At 56.9% G+C, this 26239-nt stretch carries 23 protein-coding genes; 9 read left to right on the forward strand and 14 right to left on the reverse strand.

Going from position 1 to position 26239, the window contains the following annotated elements:
• The first annotated feature begins 86 nt into the window (after window positions 1-86).
• Both H9I52_RS15475 and H9I52_RS15480 read left to right on the forward strand, forming a co-directional pair.
• On the forward strand, window positions 87-755 hold the full coding sequence (locus H9I52_RS15475; RefSeq protein WP_187454571.1) for a response regulator: 669 nt from the start codon (window positions 87-89) through the stop codon (window positions 753-755).
• Window positions 756-1639: 884 nt separating this feature from the next.
• Window positions 1640-2011 carry an STAS domain-containing protein gene (locus H9I52_RS15480; protein ID WP_187454572.1) on the forward strand — a complete coding sequence of 124 codons (372 nt, stop codon included), beginning with the start codon at window positions 1640-1642 and terminating at the stop codon, window positions 2009-2011.
• Window positions 2012-2098: 87 nt separating this feature from the next.
• On the opposite strand, the gene H9I52_RS15485 is transcribed toward H9I52_RS15480, so the two are convergent.
• Window positions 2099-2785 (reverse strand): DUF1345 domain-containing protein, encoded by a 687-nt coding sequence (locus H9I52_RS15485; RefSeq protein ID WP_187454573.1) that lies wholly within the window; start codon window positions 2783-2785, stop codon window positions 2099-2101.
• Between the two features lie 105 nt (window positions 2786-2890).
• Between H9I52_RS15485 and H9I52_RS15490 the strand changes: the two genes are divergently transcribed.
• From H9I52_RS15490 to H9I52_RS15510, 5 genes are all read left to right on the forward strand, one after another.
• Window positions 2891-4393, forward strand: coding sequence for a nicotinate phosphoribosyltransferase (locus tag H9I52_RS15490; RefSeq protein ID WP_187454574.1), 1503 nt, complete (start codon window positions 2891-2893; stop codon window positions 4391-4393).
• Between the two features lie 209 nt (window positions 4394-4602).
• Window positions 4603-5190, forward strand: coding sequence for a VOC family protein (locus H9I52_RS15495; RefSeq protein ID WP_187454575.1), 588 nt, complete (start codon window positions 4603-4605; stop codon window positions 5188-5190).
• A gap of 65 nt (window positions 5191-5255) precedes the next feature.
• Entirely contained in the window at window positions 5256-5816 is a 561-nt protein-coding gene (locus H9I52_RS15500) for a VOC family protein (protein WP_187454576.1), read from the forward strand.
• A gap of 49 nt (window positions 5817-5865) precedes the next feature.
• Entirely contained in the window at window positions 5866-8022 is a 2157-nt protein-coding gene (locus H9I52_RS15505) for an ATP-binding protein (RefSeq protein WP_187454577.1), read from the forward strand.
• 216 nt (window positions 8023-8238) lie between these two features.
• Window positions 8239-8448 carry a heavy-metal-associated domain-containing protein gene (locus H9I52_RS15510; RefSeq protein WP_139515695.1) on the forward strand — a complete coding sequence of 70 codons (210 nt, stop codon included), beginning with the start codon at window positions 8239-8241 and terminating at the stop codon, window positions 8446-8448.
• Between the two features lie 92 nt (window positions 8449-8540).
• Here H9I52_RS15510 and H9I52_RS15515 read toward each other — a convergent pair whose 3' ends face one another.
• The 12 genes from H9I52_RS15515 to H9I52_RS15570 form a co-directional block, all read right to left on the reverse strand.
• On the reverse strand, window positions 8541-9653 hold the full coding sequence (locus tag H9I52_RS15515) for an AIR synthase-related protein (RefSeq protein WP_187454578.1): 1113 nt from the start codon (window positions 9651-9653) through the stop codon (window positions 8541-8543).
• A gap of 193 nt (window positions 9654-9846) precedes the next feature.
• Complete coding sequence (gene purF, locus H9I52_RS15520) at window positions 9847-11337, reverse strand: amidophosphoribosyltransferase (RefSeq protein ID WP_187454579.1); 1491 nt, start codon at window positions 11335-11337, stop codon at window positions 9847-9849.
• An 11-nt stretch (window positions 11338-11348) separates the two neighbouring features.
• The gene (gene purN / locus H9I52_RS15525) at window positions 11349-12026 is read right to left on the reverse strand and encodes a phosphoribosylglycinamide formyltransferase (protein ID WP_187454580.1); all 678 of its coding nucleotides are present in this window, start codon (window positions 12024-12026) and stop codon (window positions 11349-11351) included.
• Entirely contained in the window at window positions 11965-13248 is a 1284-nt protein-coding gene (purD, locus tag H9I52_RS15530) for a phosphoribosylamine--glycine ligase (RefSeq protein WP_222940512.1), read from the reverse strand. The genes purN and purD overlap by 62 nt, the downstream gene beginning before the upstream one ends.
• A gap of 30 nt (window positions 13249-13278) precedes the next feature.
• Window positions 13279-13662 carry a nuclear transport factor 2 family protein gene (locus H9I52_RS15535; RefSeq protein WP_187454581.1) on the reverse strand — a complete coding sequence of 128 codons (384 nt, stop codon included), beginning with the start codon at window positions 13660-13662 and terminating at the stop codon, window positions 13279-13281.
• 12 nt (window positions 13663-13674) lie between these two features.
• Window positions 13675-15075 carry a phosphoribosylaminoimidazolesuccinocarboxamide synthase gene (locus H9I52_RS15540; protein ID WP_187454582.1) on the reverse strand — a complete coding sequence of 467 codons (1401 nt, stop codon included), beginning with the start codon at window positions 15073-15075 and terminating at the stop codon, window positions 13675-13677.
• A gap of 48 nt (window positions 15076-15123) precedes the next feature.
• Window positions 15124-16029 (reverse strand): phosphoribosylformylglycinamidine synthase subunit PurQ, encoded by a 906-nt coding sequence (locus H9I52_RS15545; RefSeq protein WP_222940513.1) that lies wholly within the window; start codon window positions 16027-16029, stop codon window positions 15124-15126.
• Window positions 16030-16034: 5 nt separating this feature from the next.
• On the reverse strand, window positions 16035-19067 hold the full coding sequence (locus H9I52_RS15550; protein ID WP_187454583.1) for a phosphoribosylformylglycinamidine synthase subunit PurL: 3033 nt from the start codon (window positions 19065-19067) through the stop codon (window positions 16035-16037).
• A 125-nt stretch (window positions 19068-19192) separates the two neighbouring features.
• Entirely contained in the window at window positions 19193-19792 is a 600-nt protein-coding gene (pyrE, locus tag H9I52_RS15555) for an orotate phosphoribosyltransferase (protein ID WP_187454584.1), read from the reverse strand.
• 44 nt (window positions 19793-19836) lie between these two features.
• Complete coding sequence (gene pyrF, locus H9I52_RS15560; protein WP_187454585.1) at window positions 19837-20598, reverse strand: orotidine-5'-phosphate decarboxylase; 762 nt, start codon at window positions 20596-20598, stop codon at window positions 19837-19839.
• Window positions 20586-21443, reverse strand: a complete 858-nt coding sequence (locus H9I52_RS15565) for a dihydroorotate dehydrogenase (RefSeq protein WP_187454586.1) — start codon at window positions 21441-21443, stop codon at window positions 20586-20588. The genes pyrF and H9I52_RS15565 overlap by 13 nt, the downstream gene beginning before the upstream one ends.
• A gap of 105 nt (window positions 21444-21548) precedes the next feature.
• On the reverse strand, window positions 21549-22124 hold the full coding sequence (locus H9I52_RS15570) for an amino acid--tRNA ligase-related protein (protein ID WP_187454587.1): 576 nt from the start codon (window positions 22122-22124) through the stop codon (window positions 21549-21551).
• A gap of 707 nt (window positions 22125-22831) precedes the next feature.
• Between H9I52_RS15570 and H9I52_RS15575 the strand changes: the two genes are divergently transcribed.
• A complete protein-coding gene (locus H9I52_RS15575) occupies window positions 22832-23410 on the forward strand; it encodes a DUF4468 domain-containing protein (protein WP_187454588.1) in 579 nt (192 codons plus the stop codon).
• A gap of 413 nt (window positions 23411-23823) precedes the next feature.
• Here the strand turns inward: H9I52_RS15575 and H9I52_RS15580 are convergent, their stop codons facing one another.
• Entirely contained in the window at window positions 23824-24705 is an 882-nt protein-coding gene (locus H9I52_RS15580) for a DNA/RNA non-specific endonuclease (protein ID WP_187454589.1), read from the reverse strand.
• A 210-nt stretch (window positions 24706-24915) separates the two neighbouring features.
• Between H9I52_RS15580 and H9I52_RS15585 the strand changes: the two genes are divergently transcribed.
• On the forward strand, window positions 24916-25980 hold the full coding sequence (locus H9I52_RS15585) for a flavin-containing monooxygenase (RefSeq protein ID WP_187454590.1): 1065 nt from the start codon (window positions 24916-24918) through the stop codon (window positions 25978-25980).
• Window positions 25981-26239: the final 259 nt, after the last annotated feature.

A 26239-nucleotide genomic window follows, 5' to 3' on the forward strand; every position in this document is an offset into this window, starting at 1 on the left:
ACCAAACATTTTGCCCGGTTACAGCTTATAGTAATCCAGCTGTAATCCGTTCTCTTTTAGAGCTTTAACAAAGGAGTTTGTTTTCCATGATTCGGGTAGTTCTCGCCGACGACCACACCATTCTGCGCGATGGCGTAAAAGCCTTACTCAACGAAGAACCTGATTTACAGACAGTTGGTGAAGCAAACCACGGACGCGAACTCCTCGAACTGCTGGCCGACACGCCCACTGATGTGGTAGTCATGGACATCCATATGCCCGTCATGGATGGATTTGCAACGGTGACCGAGCTGCGCGCGCTGCATCCCGAGGTGCGCATCCTGATCCTGTCGATGCTGGACCACGAGAATTACGTCAACCGCATGCTGGAAGCCGGGGCACTGGGCTACGTGCTGAAAAGCGCCGACATTTCGGAGATCAGCTTTGGCATCCGGATGGTAGCTGCGGGTCGGCCTTTTATCTGTACCCACCTGGGTCTGAGCTTGTTGCAGCGCATTATGCAAAGCTCCACGTCGCTTAGCGCTTATCAGACCGGCAACGCGGGTTCCTCGCAGCGCCCCAACGACCTGTCGAAGCGGGAGCTGGAGGTGCTCAAGCTCATCGCCGAGGGCCTGACCAACGCCGAGATCGCCGACAAGCTCTTCACCAGCAAGCGCACGGTGGAAACCCACCGCCAGAACATCATCGAGAAAACCCAGGCCAAGAACACGGCCGCCCTCATCAAGTTCGCCGTGAGCAACGGCTTGCTTGAATAAGCATCACTTTGATAATCAATACTATACCCAGCCACCACCGCTTTCTGAAGCGGGGCTGCTAAATACGGTATGGCGCCACGAAAAGGGTGAGCTTACAGCGGAAAGTCGAAGGGTATCAAGAAAGCACAAATTCCAGCTGGCCAACTGCCGCAACTGTTCAGCCAGGGTCCGGTTGGGGGCGTTCTTCCGCTGAAAGAAGAACGACACGGCATTTTCATAGCGCAGAAGAGCAGTAGCATGCGGCTTGGGCCGCTGGTAGGCCGCCGGTTCCGGTTGCTTACCACCCCAGTGGCAGGTGATCCGGCTACTAGGCCAAGCAAGATTCACGATTTTATGGCGGGATAGATACCGGTTTTCGCTTCGGTAACTACGTATTTTCGTTCGAGAACAAACCCGCACCGCTCGGAGCAAAGGCGAATATTTCAAGAGCAGAATAATTAGTGGCTATATTTTTGTCCTAAATGATATTGAATTATTCACAAATATCCAAATCCGATGCTCTAAAATTCACAACTGCATGCATTTTCATTAAGCCTTGATACTGAGTATTATACAAAAATTCAAGGTTTAAATTGCAGGAAAGGCATGTTTGGAACGCTTGGCTCTGAAAATGTGAAAGTGCAAGACCAAAAGCCGTATTTCACGCGTTTCGTTTTTGCATACAATTCTGTAGCTTTGATTATCAGCTGTCACACCTGAATGTTCTGTAAATCAGATCGCTATCTTTCCTGCCAGTACTTCAAGGAAGTAGCTACTACCTGACTTTACCACTTCTGCCTTCTGGGTTGCGCGGAGTTTCTGCAAGCAACCGACTTACTAGTAGAGCCGTCCTTTCAGCCTTGGAGCGGGTCTGCAGAAGTAACTAACCTGCTGCTTTGGTGATAATGGAAATTCAACGCGAAATTTTACCTGAAAGCTATTTGCTGATCCTCACCGATGAGGAAAATTCGTTACTGGACCAAGAAGCGTTGGCCTTGGCGCTGCGAAGCGCCGTGCGCAGCGGCAAGCCCAGCATTTGGGTCGATTGCAGCCAGTTGCACCGCCTGCCGGCTCCTACTATTTCGTTGCTGGTAGGCTATTATAGGCGCTTGCAACAGCGCAACGTACAGCTGGTGCTTTGCCACCTCGACGACAGCCTACAACACGCCTTCAGCCAGACTTCGGCGGCTACGCAAGTACCCGTGGTGCCAACCCTGCTCGATGCGGACCTGTACTGCCATGCCCATTTGGCTGGTGCGCCACGCGCCAGTGCATAAGCACAAATATTTGATTATCAGATATTTACACTAGTCATTAGCTAGGCAATGCTTCGCTAAAAAGCAAGCCCCGCCGGAGCATCCGGGCTAGAGAATGCTGCTTAAGCCGCTGATGCTCAGGGCAATCACGGCCGTATTAAAACCGAACGACAAAATGCCGTGCAGCAACGCGATGCGGCGTAGCGTGCGGCCGCTAATGCCGATGTCAGCGGTTTGGGCCGTCATGCCGACGACGAAGGAGAAATAGGCAAAATCGAGGTAATCGGGCTCGATGCTGGTGCCGGGAAATTCCAGGCCGCCTTCGGCCCCGTCGGTATGCGGATCGTAGTAGAGGTGAGCGTACCGCAGCGTAAAAATGGTGTGCAGCAGCAGCCAAGTGCCAAGCACTGCCACAGCCGCCAGCGTAACGTGCAGATTGCGAGGGCCAGCCGCCATGCCGTGCAAGGCACCCAACATAAAAATAACAGCCAGCAAACTGGCGCCGGCCCCCACCAACACCAGCACAAACGTAAACACCCGCCCAGGGTCTTCGGCAGTTGCCACGCTGCGGATGTGACGGGGCTCGGCGGTCAGAATGGAGGCCCACATCAGCACTAAGCAGCTCAGGACGAAAGCGTCCCAGCCGGCTATGGCCCGACCCAGAAGCGGCAGAATAGCGGCCGTCAGCAAAAAAACGAGTATGCCCGGTGCCGTGGCGGCCAGAAACCGCACGGTGGCCGACAGCATGCCCGCACGGTGCACCAGTTGAAGCAAAGAGGAAGAAGAACGAGGCATAAACAGAAGGAAGGCAGCTCAAGGTGCGGAATTAGCGTGGATTTACGTCCTTCGTGAGCCCATTCCGATGACTTACGTATGAGGCCTCGGACTCAGTTGCTTTTTATGACTTCAGCCTCTTCTACGCGCCCGCTCGCCGACGTTTACGCGTCTTCACTCAGCCTCCTCACCGATCTGTACCAGCTCACCATGGCGTATGGCTACTGGAAGCAGGGCCTACAAGACCGGGAAGCCGTGTTTCACCTGTACTTTCGGCGCCCCCCTTTTGAGGGTGGCTATGCGGTATGCGCTGGCCTGGCGTACGTTGCCGATTGGCTTGAGACACTGCATTTTACCGAAGAAGACCTTGCGTATTTGGGCAGCCTGCGCGGCAGCAAAGGCGCTGTTTTGTTCGAGCCGGGCTTTCTGGAATATCTGCGGCAGCTCAAGTTTACCTGCGACGTCGATGCCATTGCCGAAGGCACCGTGGTGTTTGCCAACGAGCCGCTCATCCGGGTGAAAGGACCGCTGCTGCAAGCACAGCTGCTGGAAACGGCCTTGCTGACGTTGGTCAATTTCCAGACCCTAATTGCCACCAAAGCCGCCCGCATCCGCGAGGCCGCCGGTCCCAGCGACCAGATTCTGGAGTTTGGCCTGCGCCGGGCACAAGGCATCGACGGTGGCCTGTCGGCCAGCCGCGCGGCGTATCTGGGCGGGGCTGATGGAACATCCAACGTGCTGGCCGGACAGAAATTCGGCATTCCGGTGCGGGGCACGCACGCGCACAGCTGGGTGATGTCGTTTGAGGACGAAGAGGCTGCTTTCGCTGCTTACGCCGATGCCTTCCCCGACGATTCGGTTTTTCTGGTCGACACCTACGACACGCTGGAGGGCGTGCGGCACGCCATTGCCGTGGCACGCCGGATGCGCGAGCAAGGCCACGAGCTGGCCGGCATTCGCCTTGACTCGGGCGACTTGGCCTACCTCAGCCGCGAGGCCCGTGCCCTGCTCAACGAAGCTGGCTTCCCGAATACTCGCATCGTCGCAAGCAACGACCTCGACGAAAACCTGATTACCAGCTTAAAGCTGCAAGGCGCCCAGATCGATACTTGGGGCATCGGCACCAAGCTTGTTACGGCTTACGACCAGCCCGCTTTAGGTGGTGTGTACAAGCTGGCCGCGCTACGCAAAGCCGATGATTCGGATTGGGAATTCACCATCAAGCTCTCCGAGCAGTTGGCCAAAACCAGCATCCCCGGCATCCTGCAAGTGCGGCGCTTTGTCAGCGAAAAAGGCCAGCCCCGCGCCGACATGCTCTACAACACTGCCGCGCCCCTTCCTGATAAATTAGAAATAATTGACCCCCAGGACATTACCCGTCGCCGGGCGGTACGCGCCAACTCCGACTACCGCGAATTGCTGGAGCCCATCTTCCGCGCGGGCCAACGCGTCTGTGAGTTGCCGACCTTGGAGGAGATCCGGCAATATGCTCAGCGCGAAGTACATAGCCTCGACCCTAGCATCCGGCGCTTTCTCAATCCTCACACGTATCCGGTGGGCCTGGAAGCTTCTCTGCACCACTTCCGCACCGACCTGATTCTGGAGAAGCGACCGTTGCGACCGGCTTAACGCAAGCACTTTATTCTCAGCGTTCTGTGCCCTTCATGAGATAATGAAGGTGCACATTTGTATATTTTATATAGTATATTTTTTATTATCTTGATCCTATTGCGCTTATTCGGCAGTGGCCTTCGTGTGACGACGTCCTGACAAGGGTTCCTTCTCGGTGAGTTGCAGGGTACTATCTGGTTGGTTATTGAAGTAGATTACAGGTATCCATGAAAAACAATTTCCTAGTTGCAACCCTGCTGCTGGCGGGAGCTGCCTTGGTACTAGGGCGCCGCAAGCGCAAGCGCCATCACTATCACGGGTTTGGTGGGCAAGATAAGCCTGTTGCCTCACAAGACACAGTTGTCTATTTCATTGCCGATCCAAGTAAGCTTGATAAAGCTGTGGAGTGGTATGAAGATTTCTTTCTGACAAAAGCGGAGGATAAACCCGTGCTCGGTCCCGGTGAGAAACCCTACCGGAGTTTCAAGATTGAGACCACGAACGGCAGCAAATCGTTTATTGCAGTGCTGCTTTCCACAGATCCTGTATACCTACAGCTAAATGAACCCGTCTTCTATTGGGTTCTGCCCGACGTGAAGGATGTAGATATAAAATATAAAAAGCTGAAGGACAAGGGCAGCGAATTTGACAAGAAGCCTCACAGTATTAAAAAGCCCAAAGGCATATTGGGAGTGCGAGAAGTGACACAAAAACCAACCGAGGTACAGGCTTTTATCGTGGTGGATCCCTACGGCAACCGGGCGGGTGTCGTCAACAACCCAATCTACGTTCCTTCACTGATCACTGAGGAATAAGAAGATACCCTGCTAAGAAGCCCCTTCAAAATTCTTATTCACATATCTTGCTCATTGTCAGGTAGATGAAGAATATTCTACTTATCGCAGTAATACTTCTTGGTGTTTTGTTAGGCAGCGGGTGCCGCCCGTCTAAGGTAAGTGGAGGCAATCCGCCCCCCATCGTTATCAAGCCGCAGGAGCAGGACACGATCATCTACCCCGTTAAGGACATAGACAGGGCGATAAAATGGTACAACAGTTTCTTCGGCCGCGAACCCGATCGGGTGGTTAACGGTGGGGGTTCGTATGCGTACGCCGTGTACAAAATCGGTACGACGACCGTCATCTTGGACACCAATCCGGAACAGGTGCAACTCAAGCGGGCTGTATTTTACTGGTCGGTGCCTAACCCCGACGCCGTACAGAGCAAGTACCGCGAGCTGGCTTCGATCGGCACGCATTTCAAAGGGTTTCTATTTTTCAAAAAGCCGAAAAGGCTCGACAGGCACAAGCCAACTGACGCGTCGTCTAAGGAGCTGCACCGATCGGAGCCTGAGGCGCTTAGGTTCGTTGCCGAAGACCCCGACGGCAACGAGGTAGGCGTAGCCAACAACCCAATCTATCCGCCTGGCAAAAAGAAATAGCCGTTGCTTGGGCTTGCGCTCGCTCGTGCCATTATAATGCGTTACCGCCATGAAAAGCCTCTGTGCATTCCTGTTGGTGTTGAGCCTTGGCCTGAGTGTAAGCCCAGCCACGGCGCAAAGTCGGGCAGCAGATAGCCTGCGCAACCTGTTGCGCACGCATCCGCAGGCTGACACCCTGCATGTGCGATGGCTTTTTGCATTAATCATCGAACTGGCCGCCAACGATGCGCCGCAGGCTTGCTTGCTGAGCCGGCAAGCGCTAGCGATGGCCCAGAAGATTTCTGACTCCACAGGCATAGTTCGTAGCTATTTGTGGCTCAGCATCTTACACCGCCGCCAATCCAACTACGATTCAGCCCGGTACTACATTCGGTTTGCCCAGCAGCTAGCCGTCCGTCGCCACGACCGCCGCCGGGAGGCTCAATCGTACCTAGAGCTAAGCCTGATTGACCAGATGCAGGGCAACCTTGCCTCGGCGCAGAAGTGGGCGTTACAAGGCCTAAAACTGGCAGAAAACATCCAGAATCTGCCGCTGCAAACCCAGCTAAGCACTACCCTGGGCGGCGTCTATTCCGAACTGGGCGACTACAAAAACGCCACCCGGACCTTGCGGATAGCGTTGCATAACGGTCAGAAAATGGGCGACCTACAAGTAGTGTCGGCCACCCTGAACAGCCTGGCCAAGGCCTATCAGGAGCAAAAAAAATGGCCTCAGGCTTTGCGCTACTTTCGCCAAGCCGCGCAGGTCAGCCGCCGCATGGGCGACGTGCAAAACGAGACCGTAAACGAAATTGGCCAAGCCGAGGTGTACAGCCAGCAAGGCGACCAGACGCAGGCATTGCAACACGGCTCCTATGCCCGCACGCTGGTGCGCCAGAACCACGACGCCTTCAATCTGCCTTCCGTAGAATTGCTGCTGGCCAATTCCTTCTTGCTTACGCAGCGCCCCGACAGCGCCATTGCCTTGGCCCAGCACGCCTTGCAGCTCAGTCAAAAAACCCGCACCAACGGCAACATCAGCAAGGCCAGTGACATACTGGCCCAAGCGTATGCGGCGGTAGGTAAATTTCAGGATGCGTATCGGTACGAGCGCCTGTTTGTGGCCTACCAGGATACGCTGGCCGGCGCGGAAACGCAGCGCAAAACCAGTGACATGCGCAACAGCTACGAACTGGATAAGCAACGAACCCAGATTGCCTTGCTCGACAAAACGCGCCAGCTGCAAACCCAGACCGCCGCTCGTCAGCGCGCGCAGCTCTTGTGGCTGCTGACCGGCTTGGGCGGACTGGTGGCGCTGGCCGGCCTGCTCTGGCGCAACGTCTATATCAAGCAGCGCGCCAACCGTCATCTCAACGAGAAGAACGAACAGATTGCCCTGCAGCGCGACGACCTTACGCGCACCTTGGCCGAGCTAAAGACAACCCAGGCTCAGTTGATTCAGCGCGAAAAGATGGCCAGCCTGGGCGAGCTGACGGCGGGTATTGCTCACGAAATTCAAAATCCGCTCAACTTCGTCAATAATTTTTCCGAGGTGAGCGTGGAGCTGGTTGATGAGTTTATGGACGGCCCTTGGCAGCAGCTACCCGAAGCCGAAAAGCTGTACGCGACGGAGTTGCTGGACGCCCTAACGCAGAATCTGCAGAAAATCACCCACCACGGGCGCCGGGCCGACAACATCGTCAAGGGCATGTTGCAGCACTCGCATGGTGCCCCCGGCCAAAGTGAGCCCACCGACTTCAACGCCTTGGTAGCCGAGCACTTGTCATTGGCCTATCAGAGCTTTCGGGCAAAGAACAAAACGTTTACGGCCACACTCAACTGTGATTTCAACGCTCAGGTCGCACAAGTGACCGTGGTTCCGCAGGACATCGGGCGAGTGCTGCTCAATCTGTATACGAATGCTTTTTATGCGCTCCGGCAACGGCAACAGCGCGGCGAAGCAGGGTACACACCCGAATTAAGCGTAAGCACGAAAAGGCTGGCCAACCAAATCCAGATCAGCGTGCGCGACAACGGCAGTGGGATGAGCCCTGAAGTTCAGCAAAAGGTATTCCAGCCGTTTTTCACGACTAAGCCACCGGGGGAAGGAACAGGCTTGGGGCTGTCTCTGAGCTATGACATCATCACCAAAGGCCACAACGGAACCCTAACGGTGAGCAGCGAGGAAGGCAAAGGCACAGAAATATTGATTTGTCTGCCCGCATAGCCAAACCACAACATACTTTATATCAAATATTTACATAATACAATACTAACCCTTCTCAGTTGATAGCCCCAAAACTCTATACTTCACCAGCCAAAGTCTATACGATGTAGGCCGGTTCGCATGGGTACTTTTGCGGTGCATACGTTGTTATACCAACAATTCACCTGCCGCGAGCCCATTCTTTATTTGCTTCAGCGGCTTAAGCTTTTGCCCTCCATGCCTACCCTACAATTCAAAACCAACATCAATTGCGGCGGCTGCGTGCGTGCCGTGACGCCTCTGCTAAACGAGGAAAAAGAAATAACCCGTTGGCAAGTCGATACCGATAACCCCGCCAAAATCCTCACGGTGGAAGGCGAGCAAGTGCAGCCCGAACAGGTCATCAGGGCCGTGCAGGAAGCCGGGTTTGAAATTGAGCCTGCGTAACCAGAAGATCAGTTACTACACAACAAAACGCCTGTCTTCTTGAGCAAAGCTCAGGAGGACAGGCGTTTTGTTGTGGGTATGCTTTACTTCAGTTAGGATTCGTACGTCAACTCCCCAGCGCCCACTTTCAGCACAATGCCCGGTTCGGTCGTGATACGACCCGCAACCTTTGCTTCGTAGCCATCGGCTTGAAGCTGTTTTACAACAGATTCAGCATCAGATTCTTCTGTTACGAGCAACATGCCGTTGCCCATATTCCAGTAAAGGTACGCGTCGGCGGGCGCGATGCCGGCCAGTTCGGTGAGGCGCTGCATCGCGGGCAGCGGTTCAAACAGTGAGTCAAGCTCCGCGCCTACTCCGTTTTTCAGCACGCGCTTGAAGTTGTCGGCGATGCCGCCGCCGGTGATGTGGGCCACGCCGTGCAACGACAAGCCGCTATCAAGTAGCCGGGCCACGGCGGGCGCATAAATGAGGGAGGGCATCAAGAGCACTTCGCCCCAAGTGTGGCCTGCTGAGCCATGTGGTGTAGCATCGAGGCCGTCGTAAGGGGCTGTGTGCCAGTTATCTCCGAATAAGTTTTGTAGCGTGCGACGAGCCAGCGAAAAGCCGTTGGAGCGGAAAGAAGGCGACTTCAGACTCACAACCACTTGCCCCGGCTGCACGGTTGCGCCACTAATCGGGCGCCGAAGGCTGGGGTGCAGCGCGCCCACGGCCGTCGAGCACCAGTTGAAGTTCATGCGGGCACCGGGCCAGCCGCCGATGCGGTTGCCAAGCTCCGCAATTTCACCCCCCGTGACGGCAAGGTGACTGAAGTTGGCCGCATCGTGCAGGCCGCGCATTAGCTCGTCAATTACCTCATAATCAAGCGTATGCACGTCGATGATATTCGACAGATTGGTAGGCACGAAACCGCCCGCGATCAGGTCGTCGGCCACCATCGCGATGAGGTCGTACCCCAGCGTATCGAATTTGCCTACACGCTCGGCCACCTCGATTTTGGTGCCGATGCCATCAGAAGAAATGCCCAACCGCTCTTGCCCAAACCGGATTTCATTCGAAAAGCCGCCGTCGAGGTCCTGCGCTGGTTCGCCGGGCTTGCCTTGGCGGTTGGCGAAGGTTTTTTTGGCCCAACCGTAAGCGTTGCGGGAGCATTCGTTGCCAAGGTCGATGTCGTAACCGGCAGGTTTTGAGGAAGAATCGGACATGGTAGGAAGTAGTGATGTATTCTAGATTCTAGCTCCCCTCCTCAGCTGAGGAGGGGCTGGGGGTGGTTGAAAGGCTAGAGGTAGAAGCTAGGGCTAGTAATGGTCCGGGCGCTCCGGTCAACCACCCCTAGCCCCTCCTCAGCTGAGGAGGGGAACTAGCTGCTAATTTCTACCCTTCCGCCGCGCATAGTACTTAGTGCTCAGTAGGAGCTGGAGCTTTGGGGCTGACAGACAAGGTTTTATCGCGGCGCTGGCTCTGGCGTTCTTCCTGAATGTGCCGCAGGTAAGGAGTCACGTCGCCCGTCGGATACTTGCCCGAGAAACAGGCGAAGCAGCCGCCGCCGTGGCCGCGGTCTTCGCTGAACAGATCCTGCAAGTCGCTCAAATCCTGATAGATAACTTTATCAGCACCGATGTAATTGCAGATTTCCTCCTCGGTATAGTTGGACGCGATCAGCTCCGTGCTCATGGCCATGTCGATGCCGTAGATGCAGGGGGCAATGATGGGCGGCGCCGACGAGATGAAGTAGACTTCGGCGGCACCGGCTTCGCGCAGGATGCTCACGATGCGGCGGGATGTGGTGCCGCGCACAATGCTGTCGTCGACAACGGCTACTTTTTTGCCTTCCACAAACGCCCGAATCGGGTTGAGCTTTTTCTTGACGATGTCTTCGCGCCCCACCTGGCTGCTGACAATGAAGCTGCGGCCGATGTGGTTGTTTTTCACCAAGGCGCGGCGGTACGGCACCCCAATGGCTTCCGCCAAGCCAGAAGCCGCAAAGTACCCCGACGACGGCACATCAATCACCATATCCGGCGCGATACCTGCGGCTAATACCTTGCGAGCCAATAACTTACCCAGGCGCACACGCTCGCGGGCCACCAACCGGCCGTGAATCGAGGAGTCTTCGCGAGCGAAGTAGATGTACTCGAACGCGCAGAAAGATTTGGGCTTGGCGTAGGCGTTCTTGTAATGGACTTTGAAATTCTGGTCAATGAACACAGCCTGCCCGGGACCAATGTCCTTGATAAATTCATAGCCCAGATAATCGAAACACGTTGATTCTGAGGCAAATGCGTAAACGGGCCCTTCTGGCGTATCGCGGCGGCCCATGACCAGCGGCCGGATGCCATTCGGGTCGTTGAAGGCCAGCAGGCCGTGGCCCGCGATCACGGTAACAGTTGCGTAGGCACCTTTGGCCAGCTCCTGCGTCGTCTCGACGGCGTCGAAAATATCGATAACCGACAGATGATCAAGATCTTTGGTGCGCAGCTCCGACGCGAAGGTGTACATGATCAGCTCCAGGTCGTTGCTGGTTTTGGGCAGCACGTGGTACTTGTCGTGCAGACGCTTGGCCAGCTCGCGGAAGTTGATCACGTTGCCGTTGTGCACCATCGCCAAGCCAAACGGATAGCTAGATGTAAACGGCTGAGCCAGAGCCGTTTCGTTGGAGCCTTGCGTGGTGTAGCGCACGTGCCCGATGCCAATGTTGCCGGGCAATTTCTTGACGTGCTTCGGCCGGAACACATCGTTGATCAGGCCCTGCCCTTTGCGCAGATGGAAGTTTGTATCGAAGGTGGCGATGCCGGCGGCATCCTGCCCGCGATGCTGCAAAGCGGTGAGGCCAAAGACGATATCGTGCACAACATCATCGGGACCAAAAAAACCAACTATTCCGCACATAAGTCGTGGGATTAAGGATTCGGGGTGGGGTGAAGCTGGCCTGCCAGCAAGCGGGCCAGGGTATCGGCATACAGTTCGTGCTCCACGGCCAAGCCGCGGCGCTCTACTTCTGCCAGGGTGGTTGCGCCGCGCAAATCGACGGAACACTGGGCCAAGATGGGCCCGGTGTCGAGGCCTTCGTCGACGAGATGAACGGTGATTTTGGTTTCCGGCAGGTGCTTGTCGAAAGCCCATTCGTAGGCGTGCAAGCCTTGGTGCTGGTGCGTATCGGCAGGGTGAATGTTGAGAATGCGACCGGCATAAGCACGAATCAGGGTGGGCGAGAGGATTCGCATAAATCCCGCAAGCACTACATAATCAACCCGATACGAATTCAATAGTTCAACCACTTCTGCATCATACTCCGCTCGCTTGCGGCCTTTCGAAGGCAAGCTTGCGGTTTGGCAACCCAGCGCCGCGGCTGTTGCCAGCCCCGGTGCCTCCGGAATATTGCTGAACACCAGCGCTACCTCCGCTAGTTCGCGCAGCTTGCCTTTTTGCACCGCCTGCACCAGCGCCACCATGTTGGAGCCGCGCCCCGACAACAAGATGGCCAGTCGCTGCTTACGACCAGCCGGCGACGACGGATTAGCGAATGCCTGCAAGGACGGGAGCCGGCCGTTGGCCGATATCGGTTCGGAAATACGCATCCTGAAACGTGACCTTTTCACACTCTTTATACACCTGAGCGACAGCATCTTCCAACTCCCTGCCGTGGGCAACCAGCACCAGCACGCGGCCGCCGTTGGTTGCCACCTGGCCGTCGTCTTGCCGGCGCGTCGCCCCGTGGAAAACCAGCGTGCTCGGATGAACTTGGTCGAGGCCGTGGATGGGAAAACCCGTTGGAAAATTGGCGGCCGGATAGCCACCCGACGCCAACACCACGCCCACATAAAATCCGGGGCGGTGGCGCACCCCTACCCGGGCCAGCGATCCGTTGAGCGTCGACTCGATCAGCTCCAGCAGGCTGCTGTCCAGGGCCGGCAGCAGTACTTCGGCTTCGGGGTCGCCGAGGCGCACGTTGTATTCGAGCAGCTTAGGCCCCTCAGGCGAGAGCATGATGCCGAAATACAGAAAGCCCTTAAAATCAAACTGTTCGACCTGAATGCCTTGTAGCGTAGGGTCGATGATATCGCGGCGGATGGCAGCCAATACGTTGTCGTCGGCGAAGGGCACGGGGCAGTACGCGCCCATGCCGCCGGTGTTGGGGCCTTGGTCGCCAGCCAGCAGTTGCTTGTGGTCCTGCGAAGGCGCCAGTAAGCGAATGCGGTACCCATCGGTCACGCCGATGATGCTGATTTCGGGGCCGGAGAGCTTTTCTTCGAGCAAAAACGAAAACCAGCCGGTGTACTGCGCCTGCAAGTCGTCGAGCGCCGCTTCGGCTTCTTGCACCGACGAGCAGACGTACACGCCTTTGCCGGCCGCCAATCCATCGTACTTCACAACTACTTGACCATCAAGATCTTGTGCTTTAGCACGAGCGTCCGCGAATTTGTCGCTGCGGTATTGCCATGATTTGGCCGTGGCTACCCCGTGCCGCCGCATGAAGCTCTTCGACCATACTTTGGAGCTTTCGAGCACCGCCGCCGCTCGCGAAGGCCCGAATACCTTGATGTCGGTAGCGGCGAAGTAATCTGAAACGCCCGCCGCCAGTGGCGCCTCCGGCCCGACCACGATGAGCTTGGAGCCCACTTCGTCACAGAAGCGCTGCACCGCCGGAAAGTCCAGCGGATTGATTTCCGGATGGCTGCTGGGGATGCCGCCGTTGCCGGGCAGTACGTGCACAGTGGCGCCGTCGCGGGTCAGTTTCCACGACAGGGCGTGTTCGCGGGCGCCGGAGCCAAGAAGAACTACTATTTTATTGGTGGTCAAGGGAATAGGTGCTTAGGCGAGGAACGTGGTTCAACTGATGTCTTCGATTAAAATAATTCTTCCGTCTTCAACTTGAAAAATGGAAGTGCCCTGCAGGTGCAACGTATCGCCGGGTTTCAAGCCATTCGGCAAGCCGATGGCTACGACTGCGGTGTAGTCAATCGACACTTCTACTTGATTATCAGCCATTTCCCAATCAGTAACGCGCTGCTCGCGCTGGGAGAAATACTGCGTGGCCTGCTCGGCCTGCTGCCGAAAGCGCTCTTTGCCAGTGGTGGTTAGGTTTACTTCCCCATTGGAAATGTTCCTGAACACCACATCATCATGGAGATGGGCTACCATCCCGTCTACGTCGAAGCGGTTGTACGCTTCGACGTAGGCTTCCACAACTTGTTTTAGGTCAGAGGTTTGCACTAATTTTCTTGGTTACAGTACGCGCAGCTCGGCGTCAGCGGCGCGCAGCTTGGCTTTGGTAGCGGCAATTTCTTTGGACAATTGCTCACGCAAGCGAGGCAGGTTCAGGGCGCGCACTGCCGCTTGGGCCGCGTTGTCAGGACGAACTACAGTGAGGTTCGGGGTGGCCGAGGGCATGATCATCGAGGAGTTCAGGTTGGCGGCCAGTTCGGCAAAGTCTTTCCAAGGCGGGCAACTGATGACAGGCACGTTCACGTTGGCGGCCAACGCGCCACCCAGGCCATTCGACAGACCAGCTACGGCGATGATTACGCCGGGCTCTACCGAGTCGTTCCACACCTCGGCCATGCCCGCGATTTCCTCGCCGTTTTTGTGGGCCGAGGTCACGCGTAGCTGGGTGAAGAGGTTGTAGCCCTCAAAGTTCTGGCGAATTTTCTGGCAGTGCTCCCGGTCAGCCGGCGAATCCATCACGATGTTCACCCAGGCATCCTTCATAACGCCAGCTCGCACGAGGTTACCCACGAGGCGCGTCTGGACGTCGCCGCCGGTGGTCATTTCGGTGCCGATAGGAAGCGGGGCGCCGGTGATGCGCTCGAAGATATCGAGGTAGCGGCGGCTGGCTTCGGCCGAAACTTCGGGTGTAAGCGAGCGCGGATACTGGCCATCTATCTTGTTGGCAATCAGCCACTGACGCACGTATTCCTTGTCCATCTGCTCGGCCGTTTCGGGGTTGCGGGCGTAGTCTTCCGCGCTCCAGAACCGCGACGAATCGGGCGTATGGATTTCGTCAATCAGGATTAGCTCCCCGTTCAGCAAGCCAAACTCATACTTGGTATCAACCAGAATAATGCCGCGCTCGGCCATCCACGCCGAAGCGAAGTTGAACAGCTCCAGCGCCTTCACCCGCATCTTCTCGTACAGCTCAGCCGACACCCAGCCTTCCGACACCAGGTTTTCCGGCGTGATTTCGCGGTCCGACTCTTCTTTCGTCGTCGGGGTCACGATGGGCTCGGGGAACTGCTGGTGCTTGGTAAGGCCGTCGGGCACCGTTACGCCCGAGAAAGTGCGCTGGCCTTTCTGGTAGCCGCGCAGCATGGAGCCGGTGATGTAATTGCGCACGACCATTTCCACCCGAATCGGCTCGGCTTCCTTGGCCAGCGTCACGTTCGGGTCGAGCAGCGCAATCACGTGGTTCGGGATGATATGCTGGGTTTTGTCGAACCAGAAAGCGGCCAGCCCGTTCAGCACCGCGCCTTTGTGGGCCACGGGCGTTTCCAGCACCGAGTCGAAGGCCGACAACCGATCAGTTACCACGATGAGGCGCTCGCCGGAAGGGGCGCGGTACGAGTCACGGACTTTGCCGCGGTGCAGCAGCTCGAGTTGCGGGGTAGCGAAGTGGTTGAGGGTGTTCATGCTTCGTAATGTTCTCTTCCTTAGGTTGAGTAAGAAAGCGCGCTGAAGTCAGGATGAATACTGATTGGTTTCTAGCAGTACAGCCGCATGACGTTGCTGCTCAATATGTTCCACAATGTTCTGAAACAAGCGCAAGCCGTCGCCTTCCTCCGAAATGCCGGGGTTAGCCCGCTTGCGACGCGCCCAGTCGGGGTGGTTGTAGAGGGCCAGATACGCCTCGGGGTGGGGCATCAGGCCGAACACTTGGCCGGTCGTGTCGGTGAGGCCGGCGCAGTTGAGATCGGCGCCGTTGGGGTTGTGCGGGTATTGGGTGACTTCGCAGCCGTCGGCGTCGCAATAGGTCAGGCAGTTCAGGCCTTCGGCCAGGATGCGCTCGCGGGTCGCAGCATCCGGAATTACCAAACGGCCTTCGCCGTGGCGCACCGGAACTTCCAGACTATCAATGCCTTTCAAAAAAGGCGTACGCGTGGCCGAGTTGACTTTCAGGCGCACCCAGCGGTCTTCGTAGCGGCCGGAAGCGTTGTGCGTGAGCGTGACTTCGGGGTTGAAATCACCGCCCAGGTTGGGCAGCAAACCGAGTTTTACCAGCACTTGAAAGCCGTTGCAGATGCCCAGCACGAACTTGCCGTTGGCGATGAACTCGCGCAGGTCGTCAAGCAGGGTACGGCCGTTGGGGTTTTGACGATAGCGCAGCTTGTTGGCCAGCACCACGCCCGAGCCCAAATCATCGCCGAACGAGAAGCCGCCGGGAAAATTGAGCACGTCGTAGTCGTGGATGCTGACGTGGCCGTGCAGCACCTGGTTGAGGTGCACGATGGTCGCATCGGCGCCGGCCAAGCGGTAAGCGGCGGCCATTTCCTCTTCGCAGTTGATGCCAAAACCCGTCAGGATGAGGGCCTGTACCTTATTGGAAGCGGCCGGAGCGGCTGATTGATTCATGGTTTCGTGTGTCATCTCCCCTACTCCGCTACGGCCTGCTGGCCAAAGCCAATGGTCTGATTCACAGGCCCGTTCGTCCATACTTCGCGCAGCTCGGCGGTGTTGGCCTTGATCACGACGCGCTGGCCGTGCAGCACCGTCAACTCGCCATCGCCGGAAACGACGCCCAGGCGAGTGGCCTTGGTACCGAGCAGCTTCTCAAATGCTACTACGTCTTCCGGCGCCACCGTGGCCACAAATCGGGAGTGGGATTCAGAAAATAGCTGAACTTCAACTGATTGTCGTTCAGACACTTGCACATAAGCCCCCAGACCGTTGCCAAACGTCGCCTCCGCCAGCGCCACGGCTAGGCCGCCGTCCGACAAGTCGTGGCAGGACTGGATAAGGTGCTGGTCGTTGGCTTGGCCCATCAGCGTGTAGAGCTCCTTGGCTTCGGCAAAACGAACCTGTGGCACATTGGCACCCAGCTCATTATAGAGCTGATAGAACTCCGAGCCGCCCAGCTCGTCGTAAGTCGTGCCCAGCTGGTACACCACGTCGCCTTCGGCTTTGAAGTCGCTGGTGATGGTGCGGCGCACGTCCTCGATTTTGGCAGTCATCGAATACAGAACGGTGGGCGGAACGGAGATTTTCACGCCGTCGGCTTTGAAGTCGTTCTTCATAGAATCCTTGCCGCTGGTGAGCGGAATGCAATAGGCAGCTGTGGCGTCGCGGAGGGCTTCGCACATGCGTACCAGCTTGGCCAGCTTGAGCTTACCGTCGGGATTTACTACGGGATCGTAGAGCGAATCAGGCACGCAGAAGTTGTCGTTGACCGACCAGAAGATGTTGTCGCCGGGCGTGAGGTTGGGCAGCTTGCCACCCACCGAAATGATCTGCCGCACGGCTTCGTCAAAGGCGCCCGCCGACATATGGTACGCGTCCAGATCGCCGAAGCGGGGCAGGATGCCGTTGCTCACGGCCACGCCTTCCCACGACTCAAAATTAAAACGTACGACAGCCGCGTCCTGCGGAGCTTGGCCGGTCGCACCCATCAAGGGCTTGATGATGGTGCGGCCTTTTACTTCGTGGTCGTACTGCCGGATTACCGACTCGCGCGAGCAGATATTCAGGCTGCCGAGCAGCTTGCGTAGCACGTCGTTATAATCCAGATTAGCAGGCAGTTGTGGCTCCTGCGAAACGGGCTTATGCCACTCGGCCTCCATGATTTTGCGAGGCACACCGTCGTGAAGGAAGTCGAGCGAAAGCTGCGCCACCGGCCCACCGGCAAAGCGCACGTCGAGGAAACCCTCGTCGGTGAAATGGCCGATGTCGGTTAGTTCAACTTCCATTTCTTCGCCCAACGCCAGCAGTTGATCGAGTTTATCAGGCTCTACTACCAAGGTGAAGCGCTCCTGCGACTCGCTCAGGAAAATCTCCCACGGCCGCAGACCGCTATACTTCAGCGGCACCTTTTCCAGATCGACCACCGCGCCGCCGCTGATGCCGGCCAGCTCGCCTACGGACGACGACAGGCCGCCCGCGCCGTTGTCGGTGCTGCACTTGATGAGGCCGCGGCGCGTGGCGATGATCAGAAAATCCATCGCCAACTTCTGCGTGATTGGCGAACCGATCTGCACGGCCGTAGCCGGCGACGATTCGTCGAGCTCGATGCTGCTGAACGTGGCGCCGTGGATGCCGTCTTTGCCCACCCGGCCACCGGCCATGATGATGCGGTCGCCGGCGTCTATTTTCTTCTCCCACGAATCTTCGCCCGCGAGCTGCATCGGCATTACGGCGCCGGTGCCGCAGTACACGAGCGGCTTGCCGCGGTAGCGATCGTCGAAAATGATTGCCCCATTCACCGTCGGCACGCCCGACTTGTTGCCGCCGTCCTCGATGCCCTTGCGCACGCCTTCAAAGATGCGGCGCGGGTGCAGCTGGTTGGTCAGCAGCGGGCCATCGTAATCCGGATTACCAAAGCATAACACATTGGTATTGAACAACAACTGCGCACCGCCAATGCCAGTAGCCAAGGGGTCGCGGTTGTTGCCTAGAATGCCGGTAATTGCTCCGCCGTACGGGTCGATGGCGGAAGGCGAGTTATGCGTTTCGACCTTCCAGACAAACAACGACTCCGGGTTGATGCGCACGGCGCCGGCGTTGTCCGAAAAAACCTTGATCAGCCAGTCGTTGCCGTTGGCGCGCAGCTGCCGATCGACTTCGGCAGTCGCATCCTTTATATAGGTCTTAAACAGCGAATCAACCTGACGCTCCTCGCCGGTGTCGGCGTCGCGAAAGTTGATGATGGCGCTGAACTCCTTGTGCTTGCAGTGCTCCGACCACGTCTGGCCCAGAATCTCCAGCTCGCAATCGGTAGGCTCGGCGGGCAGCCCCGCGACGCGGCGGTGCTGCTGGGTTTCGCGCTGGGTGTAGTAGTCCCGGATGGCCCGCATCTCCTCTAGGTTCAGGGCATAGAGGTTGTCTTTCGATAACTGCACGAGCTGCTCGTCGGAGAGGCCGGTCAGCGGGACTTGGTCGGTAATGATTTCGGCCCCGCCACCGGGCCGCGGCGTGAAGTCGCGGAGGTCGGTGAGGGGGCCGAGTTCGAAGCGGTTGATGAGTTTGTTGCCGAGCAGTTCTTCGGCGAGGCGGCGCAAACTAGCTTCCGGGAGGGCTTCTTCGAGCAGGTACAGCCTCTTACTGAAGATGTGCTGCGTGCGCGTGTCGAGGGGCTGGTTGAGGAAATCGCCGAGCGCATTTTGGGCGGAGGTGCCCTCGTCGTCGGTTACGCCGGGCAGCTTGGCGACTAAGATATAACTCCTGAATTGCGGATCGTGCCGAATTTCGTCCAGCGCAACATCGTGTAACACAGGATCTTGCAGGCAGCTAGTAGCGAAGCGGTGCAGTTGTTCGCCTGACACCGGGTAGCTCACGGTGTAGAGTGCCGTGCTTTGCACCCGGCCCGTATGCAGGCCCAGGTGGCGTTGGGCAGCTTCGGCTACACGTTGGCCCTCGCCATCGTGTTGGCCGGGCTTGAGCAGGAGCTGAATGGTTCTTTGGGTAGATTCCAAAAGGGAGGTGGTTATCTATTTTTCGGGTTTCCCACGCTTAGGCAAAATACCTACATGAGGAAGCATACCCGCACGGAGTACGCCGAAAATGCCTTGCCCAATGGCCGTCTGCCGAGTGGGTAGGTTTAAGAAAACGCTTTCTCCGGCCGACTGCCGGGCTTCACCACCGGAATACCTGCCCGGCACAGCGGGCAATCATCGGGTGCGTAGGTGGCTGCCGTTACGGGCAGCAGGGCAAAGGTCGGGAAAGATAATTCAGCTTCCCCATTTGTTCGGTCAATTAAACTGGCAACGGCCAAAATTTTACCGCCCAGCGCTTCCAGCACTTTGGCTACCTCTTTGGTGCTCTTGCCGGTGGTCACCACGTCTTCGGCGATGATAATGCGTTCGCCGGGCCGGATGCTGAAGCCGCGCCGCAAAGTCATCGCGCCGGTGTCGTCACGCTCGGTGAAAATGGCCGGTACTTTCAGCTGGCGGGCCAACTCGTAGCTCACCACCACGCCGCCCATAGCGGGGCCAACTACCACATCGGGCTGTAAGCCAGCCGCTTGAATCTGCGTGGCAAGCTCCGCTAAAGCCGGTTCGGCCAGATCGGGGCGGCGCAGAAAGCGGGCGCACTGCACATACGTGTCGGAGTGCAAGCCCGACGACAGCCGGAAATGGCCACGTAATAACGCATCTTCCTGCTGCAACTGGCTTTCTAACAGCTCTTTAGTTGAATTCATATCTATCTGACTGTCAATCATTTACTACAAAAGGATAAAGTCCGTTACGCAAGCACGGAGCGCTGTTCATTAATCTGCTGAAACAGTTCTCGGGCAGCTACCCCGGCATCGGCGGCTTGCCAGATGCTGCGCGATGCATTAATGAGGAGTCCGGACCCATCGGCGCGCAGCCCGGCGCGCAACGTGGCCTGCAAATCGCCGCCTTGGGCGCCGATTCCGGGCACCAGAAACCACTGCTCTGGGCTGATTTCGCGCATCCGGGCCATGGCATCGGCGTGGGTTGCTCCCACTACCAACCCGATGTTGTGGTGCTCTTCGTCCAGTTTTCGGCAGACGCCGGCGGCCAGATCGCTGAGGTAGCCGCCGCGCGTAAGGGCCACATCCTGAAGAGAATGCGCAGGCTTGTTGGACGTTTTGGCCAGCACAAACACCATTTTACCGGGCCGGGCAAAAGGCACAATGGCGTCGTCGCCCATATAGGGATTCACCGTTACGCCGTCGGCCCCGATTACGTCGTAGGCGAAGCGCGCGTAGTGCTCGGCAGTATTGGCAATGTCGCCAAATTTACCATCCAGAATAACCGGAATGCCATCAGGGACGGAGGCAACCGTTTGGCGCAGCAATTCTACACCGCCTTCGCGGGAAAGGAAAAAGGCCAGATTCGGTTTGTAGGCAGCGGCGTACTCGGCCGTTTGGGCCACGACTTCCCGCAGGCGAGCTGCAACGGATTGGTCGTCGCCGGTTGGGTCGAGGCCGATGCACAGCAGCGAGTGCGACTTGCTGACGCGTTGGGTTAGTTTCTCCATAAGGTGGTTTCGGGTTGGAAGTTTGCACACTCGGCGGCCAGCCGCGCCGATACACCGGGTTCCAGCCATTCGCCGCTGGCAATTTGCACGGCACTGGCGCCAACCCTCAAGTAATCAACCACATGACTCGCCGCAAATACGCCGCCCGTCCCGAAGATAGGCAAAGTAATACGTTCATCATGCGCTAGTTCGTACACGCAGCGCAGCGCCACCGGCCGCAACGCTTCGCCCGACAACCCTCCGATTACGGGGCCGGCTGTGGCGTCGTCGGGCAGGTGCAAGCCTTTCATGATGTTGGTGGCGGCCAATGCCGAAGCACCGCCTTCCTGGGCGCCCAAAGCCAGACCGCGAATGTGCTCGGGCCACGGCGGTAGTTTCACCACCACAGCCGCGTCTTCGCCCAGCTCGTTGCGCACAGCCTCGGTGGCTTCGCGCACGAAGCGCGGCGTGATGTCGGCGCCTTTAGCCGAATCGAACGCGGCGATGTAGACTTCCACGCCCGCGATCAGGTGGCCCACTTCACGCTTGAGGAAACGGGCAATTTTGCGAAAGCCCGGAATGCCCGGCGCCGTGATGCTCACCAGTACCGGCACGCCGTAGCGCAGCAGATTGGGCAGGTACTCACTGACCAAAATTTCGGCGTTCTCGGTGCGCATGTTGGTGGCATTCAGCAAGGTCTGATCCGCGACCTGCCAGATGCCTTCTTCGTAACGGCCCGGTTTGGGCTCCATCGTAACGGTACGGGTAAATATGGCACCCAGCTGCTCATAGCCGGACCCATCAAGGTGCCACGGGCACGACGCCACACAGACGGGGTTTTTAAGAGTGAGTGAGCCGAGTTGCATGTTTCTGTCTTTAGTAACTCTCTTACAATCAACATCAAAGGGAAATGAACCTGTCCTAAAAGCGAAAGCGCCCGGCTTACACCGGGCGCTTTGTCTGGCTGCAAGTTAGATAACGTTCTTGCGGTTGATCAGGAACGGCACGCAGTCGCGGATGTCGGTCTGGCCGAGGATGAACTGCGCCACCCGTGCCATGCCTAAGCTGGCACCCGAGTGCAGCTTTACTTCGTTCTCCTTGTGGAAGTCAAGATACCAGTCGAAGTCCGACAGCTTCATGCCCTGGCGGATGAGGCCCTCGAGCATCGAGCTGGTTTCGAGCTTGTAGCGCAACTTACCGGCGTCGAACTCACGCTCGGCCGAGCCAGCGCTTTCGCCGGCCAGCGGCAGCAACAGGTCCGACGAGTTTACTACGCGGGGGTCGTCGTCGTTGTTGCGCATGTTGAAGAACTTGATGTCGGCGGGGTAGTGCGTCACGAACATCGGGCCCATCAGCTCGGTCAGGCGGCCTTCGTGCGGGGCTTCGAGGTCGTCGCCCCACTGCAGTTCGGGGAAGCCTTCGCCTTTCAGGAGCTCTACCGCGTCGGTGTAGGTCATGTGCTTGGGGTCAGTGCTCAGGTTCACGTTGCGGACGGCGGCGGGAGCGACGGCCGAAATTTGTTGGGCGAGGGTGGTCGTGTCTTGCATGTTACCGTTGGGTTAGTCGGTTTATATGAAAGAAGGTTGAGTTAAGCCGGGCGCACAACTTCCCCGCATCCTGCCCAGCCGGCAGGACATAAAAAAACCGCTTCGGAAACCGGAGCGGTGAACGGGATAAAAACGAGAAAAACAGAAGAACCAATGGAAGAAAAGACCTTCCGGTCTTCTCGCAGAACGGCGTTATGGGACGTTCTGCACTTCATTAGTTCTGATGGCTGAAGTGAAGCATGTCGCAAAAGTACTAATTCTTATTGAAGTCGTACTAAGGCGTGTGTTAAGTTTATGTTACCAAAACGTTACCTCTTCAGAGAATTTTCGAAGCCCATAGTATATAAATGATTCTTTTAAATAATATATAAATTATTGAATATCAATTACTTGTGAATAAACACTTATATGCTTGATGTAAAGCTAAGATGTCGTATTTCCTCGTTGTCAAAGCTCATCTCTGAGCAACAAGACATATAGCCTCAGCACACTGACCTTGTAAAATACAATTTTGTATACTAGCTTAGACAATTAGAATGGGTATTAGCTCTTTCATAATACCAAAAGCTCAGTGCTCCATGCCTGACTTCGATGATTTTAGGCAGGATGACGTGTATTTCTTAAAATAATCATAACATACTCTACAAAGTTCAATTTAGCTGTTGATCGTACCTTTGTCTTCACGCTTCTTCATTTTCACTGCAATTATGAAAAGACTGATACTTTGTTTCCTGTTTGGCGGGCTTTTGGCCACTACCTCGCCCCTGCTGGCCCAAACCAGCGCTCCCGAACCCATTGAGTACAGCGAGCGTGTTCCGTCGGAAGGAGCCGGCCGCACCGAACTCTACCGCCGCGCCCTCGACTGGACCGAAAATCATTTTGCTTACGGCCCCAAAACAGGGATCAAAGCCGATGCGGGCACCAGTTCCATTCGCCTTACCGGCACGGCCAAGATGAAGGTGGCCCAAGGAAATGCTCCCGCCTCCGAGCGCACCTTGCGCTTTGATTTTGTATTTCAGTCCACCGACAACGGCTATGTATACAGCGTAGGCTCTTTCCGCATCATCCCCGATCCGAAGAAGGTGGAAGAGTCGATGCCTTTGGATGAGTTTGTAACCCAGTTGGCTGCTGAGAAAGGCAACGACCGCACGCACAACGACCGCCGCACCACGGCCATGGCCAACTCTCTGGCCAGCGAAATTGCCCTCGGCTTCCGTTCGTATATGAACAGCATGCCCAGTCCCCAAGAAGCTGTCGTAGGCCTGAACGCGGCCGGCGAAAATTAATTTTGGCGTTTCGTTGGTGCCACAGCAACAGCGCCGCTGACTGAGTCAGCGGCGCTGTTGCTTTTATAGGATTTTGTAAATTTCTAAAATGGCTGTTTCACTCACGCCCAACTTGGTGTTGAGACTACCGATGGGTAGGCAAGGCGATTCAGCTAAAACGCGTTTGTATCGGGGAGACTTCTAAAAAAAGCAGAAAGCCGCGTTGCAGCACGGCTTTCCTTTCTTCTTCACTTTTCACTCCCATCACTCACTGTCAAAGGTACGATTTCGGAGAAGCCTAGGTTAGCCTCGCGTAGCAGATAACAAAATATTAATCTGCCAATTAGCCTAACAATATGCAAAAAGTCTGGCTAGCATCAACAGCCCAACAGACTTTTTTTGAGTAATGCACAAAGTGTTGTTACAACCCCCTTTTAGCTTGTCGGACCGTCGTCAACTCGCGCCTCAACCACGGCCTGCACAGCGGTTGGCAGGGCCGAAAGCAAATCGTAGCCGGTGGCCCGCTCAATAGCATCGACTGTGGTGCGATAACTTTTCCAGGTTGAGAGCAGGCCGTTGTCGTTGGGGGTATTGACGGCGATGATGCGCGTGTCGCTCGTAACCCGCCGTACATCGTCGGTGCCGTTGGGCAGTACGACAATGACCTTCCAGAGGCGGTTGGGCACGGTCACGTGGCCGTTGTCGAGGGTGCTGAGCGGGCCGGCCGAGCCGGTGCCGCCTTTGCCGTAGCTGCCGCAGATGAGGTAGAGTTCGTTGCCCGCGTCCACGAGCGTGCGGCAGTAGTTTTCCAGCCCGGCCCAGGTTTGCTGGTTGTTGCGCGGGGCCTGGGGCACCATGTTGCTCATCAGAAACGTGGCCGAGTTGTCGGCCACCGACCCGGTGCGGTCGGCCGAGGGGCACTGGTGGCCCCGGTCAAAACCCGAGCCGACGTAGCTCCCGGCCGTGACGTGGTACCAGTTAGCGGGCAAGCTGTTGTCAGCCAGAAAATCATCCTGTCGCGAAGCGCTGCCTAGCCACGCGCGGCTCAAGTGCCAGCTGACCCAGTTGGGCGTGCCCCGGTCGCGGTGGTACGACATGGTGTATTGAGCTTTGACCAACAGGTAGTTGGTGTAGTTGCTGGCGTCGGCGGTGGCACCGCTGGGGTTGCCAAAGGCGAGGTTGGGGTCGCGGGTAGCGGCTCCGTTACCGCCTGTGGCAGTACCACTGCCGGGCGCCACCAACTCATCGTGTGAGCAGGAAAAAGCCAGCAGGCTCAGCAAGCACCAGCTTAAGTAGCGTCGAAAAGTAGGCGTCATAGGGGCAGCTTCCAGAAAAAGAAATAACCCTGAACCGAGCAGCAGGCACTGCTACTTGCACTTACTAGCAGCGGTCGGTTCAAGTTAAGATAGCCGTAATACGGTTGATTACGAATTTAAGCATTCAAACCACAAGAGATCTAGGCTGAAGCGCAGATTTCCGGCAGTCCGAAAACTGCGGCGCAACCTTTAGCTTGTGCTACAGTTCCTATGCCTATCGAAGCTTTCCATACCGTGGTCATCGGCGCCGGACAGGCGGGGCTGGCCGCCGCCTATTATTTGCAGCAGCACGGCGTTTCGTTTGTCGTGCTCGACGAGCGCGAAACGGTGGGCGACGTGTGGGCAACCCGCTTCGACGCGCTGCGATTGTTTTCGCCGCCTTGGGCCAGCAACCTGCCGGGCCTGAGCTGGCCGCCGGGTAGTCCGCTGCGCTACCCCAGCAAAGACGAAGCCGCCCAGTACTTGCAGCAGTATGCCGCGCATTTTAAGCTTCCGGTTCGGCTGCGCCAACGCGTTACCCGCCTGCTACCTACCTCAGACAGCGACGAAGGCTTTCATATATATACATCTGACAATCAGACATATATCTGCAAAAACGTCATCATCTGCACCGGAGCGTACACGGCCCCACACATGCCCATGTTTGCCGCGGAACTAGCGCCGACTGTGGTACAGCTCCACAGCCAAGCGTATCGCCGACCATCTCAACTGCCCGGTACAGGGGCCGTAGCCGTAGTGGGGAGCGGCAACTCGGCCTTGCAGATTGCTGCTGATGTGGCGGCAACCGGCCGGCCGGTGTTTGTGGCTTACGACGAAAACACCCCTACGCTTCCCAACAACAACCTGATGTGGGCGCTGCTCAAGATAACGGGCCTGATGAACGTTTCACGCCATACAGCCTTGGGTCGACGCATGTTGAGCCGGCCCGATCCTGTCGTAAGCAGCGACCTGACGCGGTTGCGGCAATTCTCGAACGCGCAGTTTATCGGGCGAGCATTGGGCGTTGCGAATGAAACAAGGCTGCACGGACGTCAGGCTACTACCCCGCCGCTGGAAGCTGTGGTTTGGGCTACGGGCTATGCTCCTGATTATGACTGGATTGAAGCGCCCATCTTCGACGCGAAAGGCTCTCCCAAACACTATCGCGGCCTCACCTCCGTTCCCGGCTTGGCTTTCCTTGGTTTGCCGTGGCTCAACAGCCGCAGCTCAGCCCTGATGGGTGGCGCGGGGCGCGACGCCCGCTACGTGGTGGAGCAGTTGTTGAAAAGGCCATAATTATGCTGAAACCCAACGGCCTGATTTCAGGTTGAATAAGAAGTCACAACAAGCGGAGCCATACGAATGCGTGCGGGGCCTCCGGCCTGTTTTCTTTCGTCTTTAACCTAATTCCCATGCTTTTACTGATTTTCTTTGGGCTCATCATAGCCACAGCGCTATTGGCTCTCAACACCGTCGACAACATCAAGGCAATGGTTACTCCTGAGCCTATTCCGGTGCGGAACAACGGCTAATCTGCCTTTATTGGAAATAAAAA

It is taken from the genome of Hymenobacter sp. BT491 (assembly GCF_014349165.1).
Taxonomy (GTDB): Bacteria; Bacteroidota; Bacteroidia; order Cytophagales; family Hymenobacteraceae; genus Hymenobacter; species Hymenobacter jejuensis.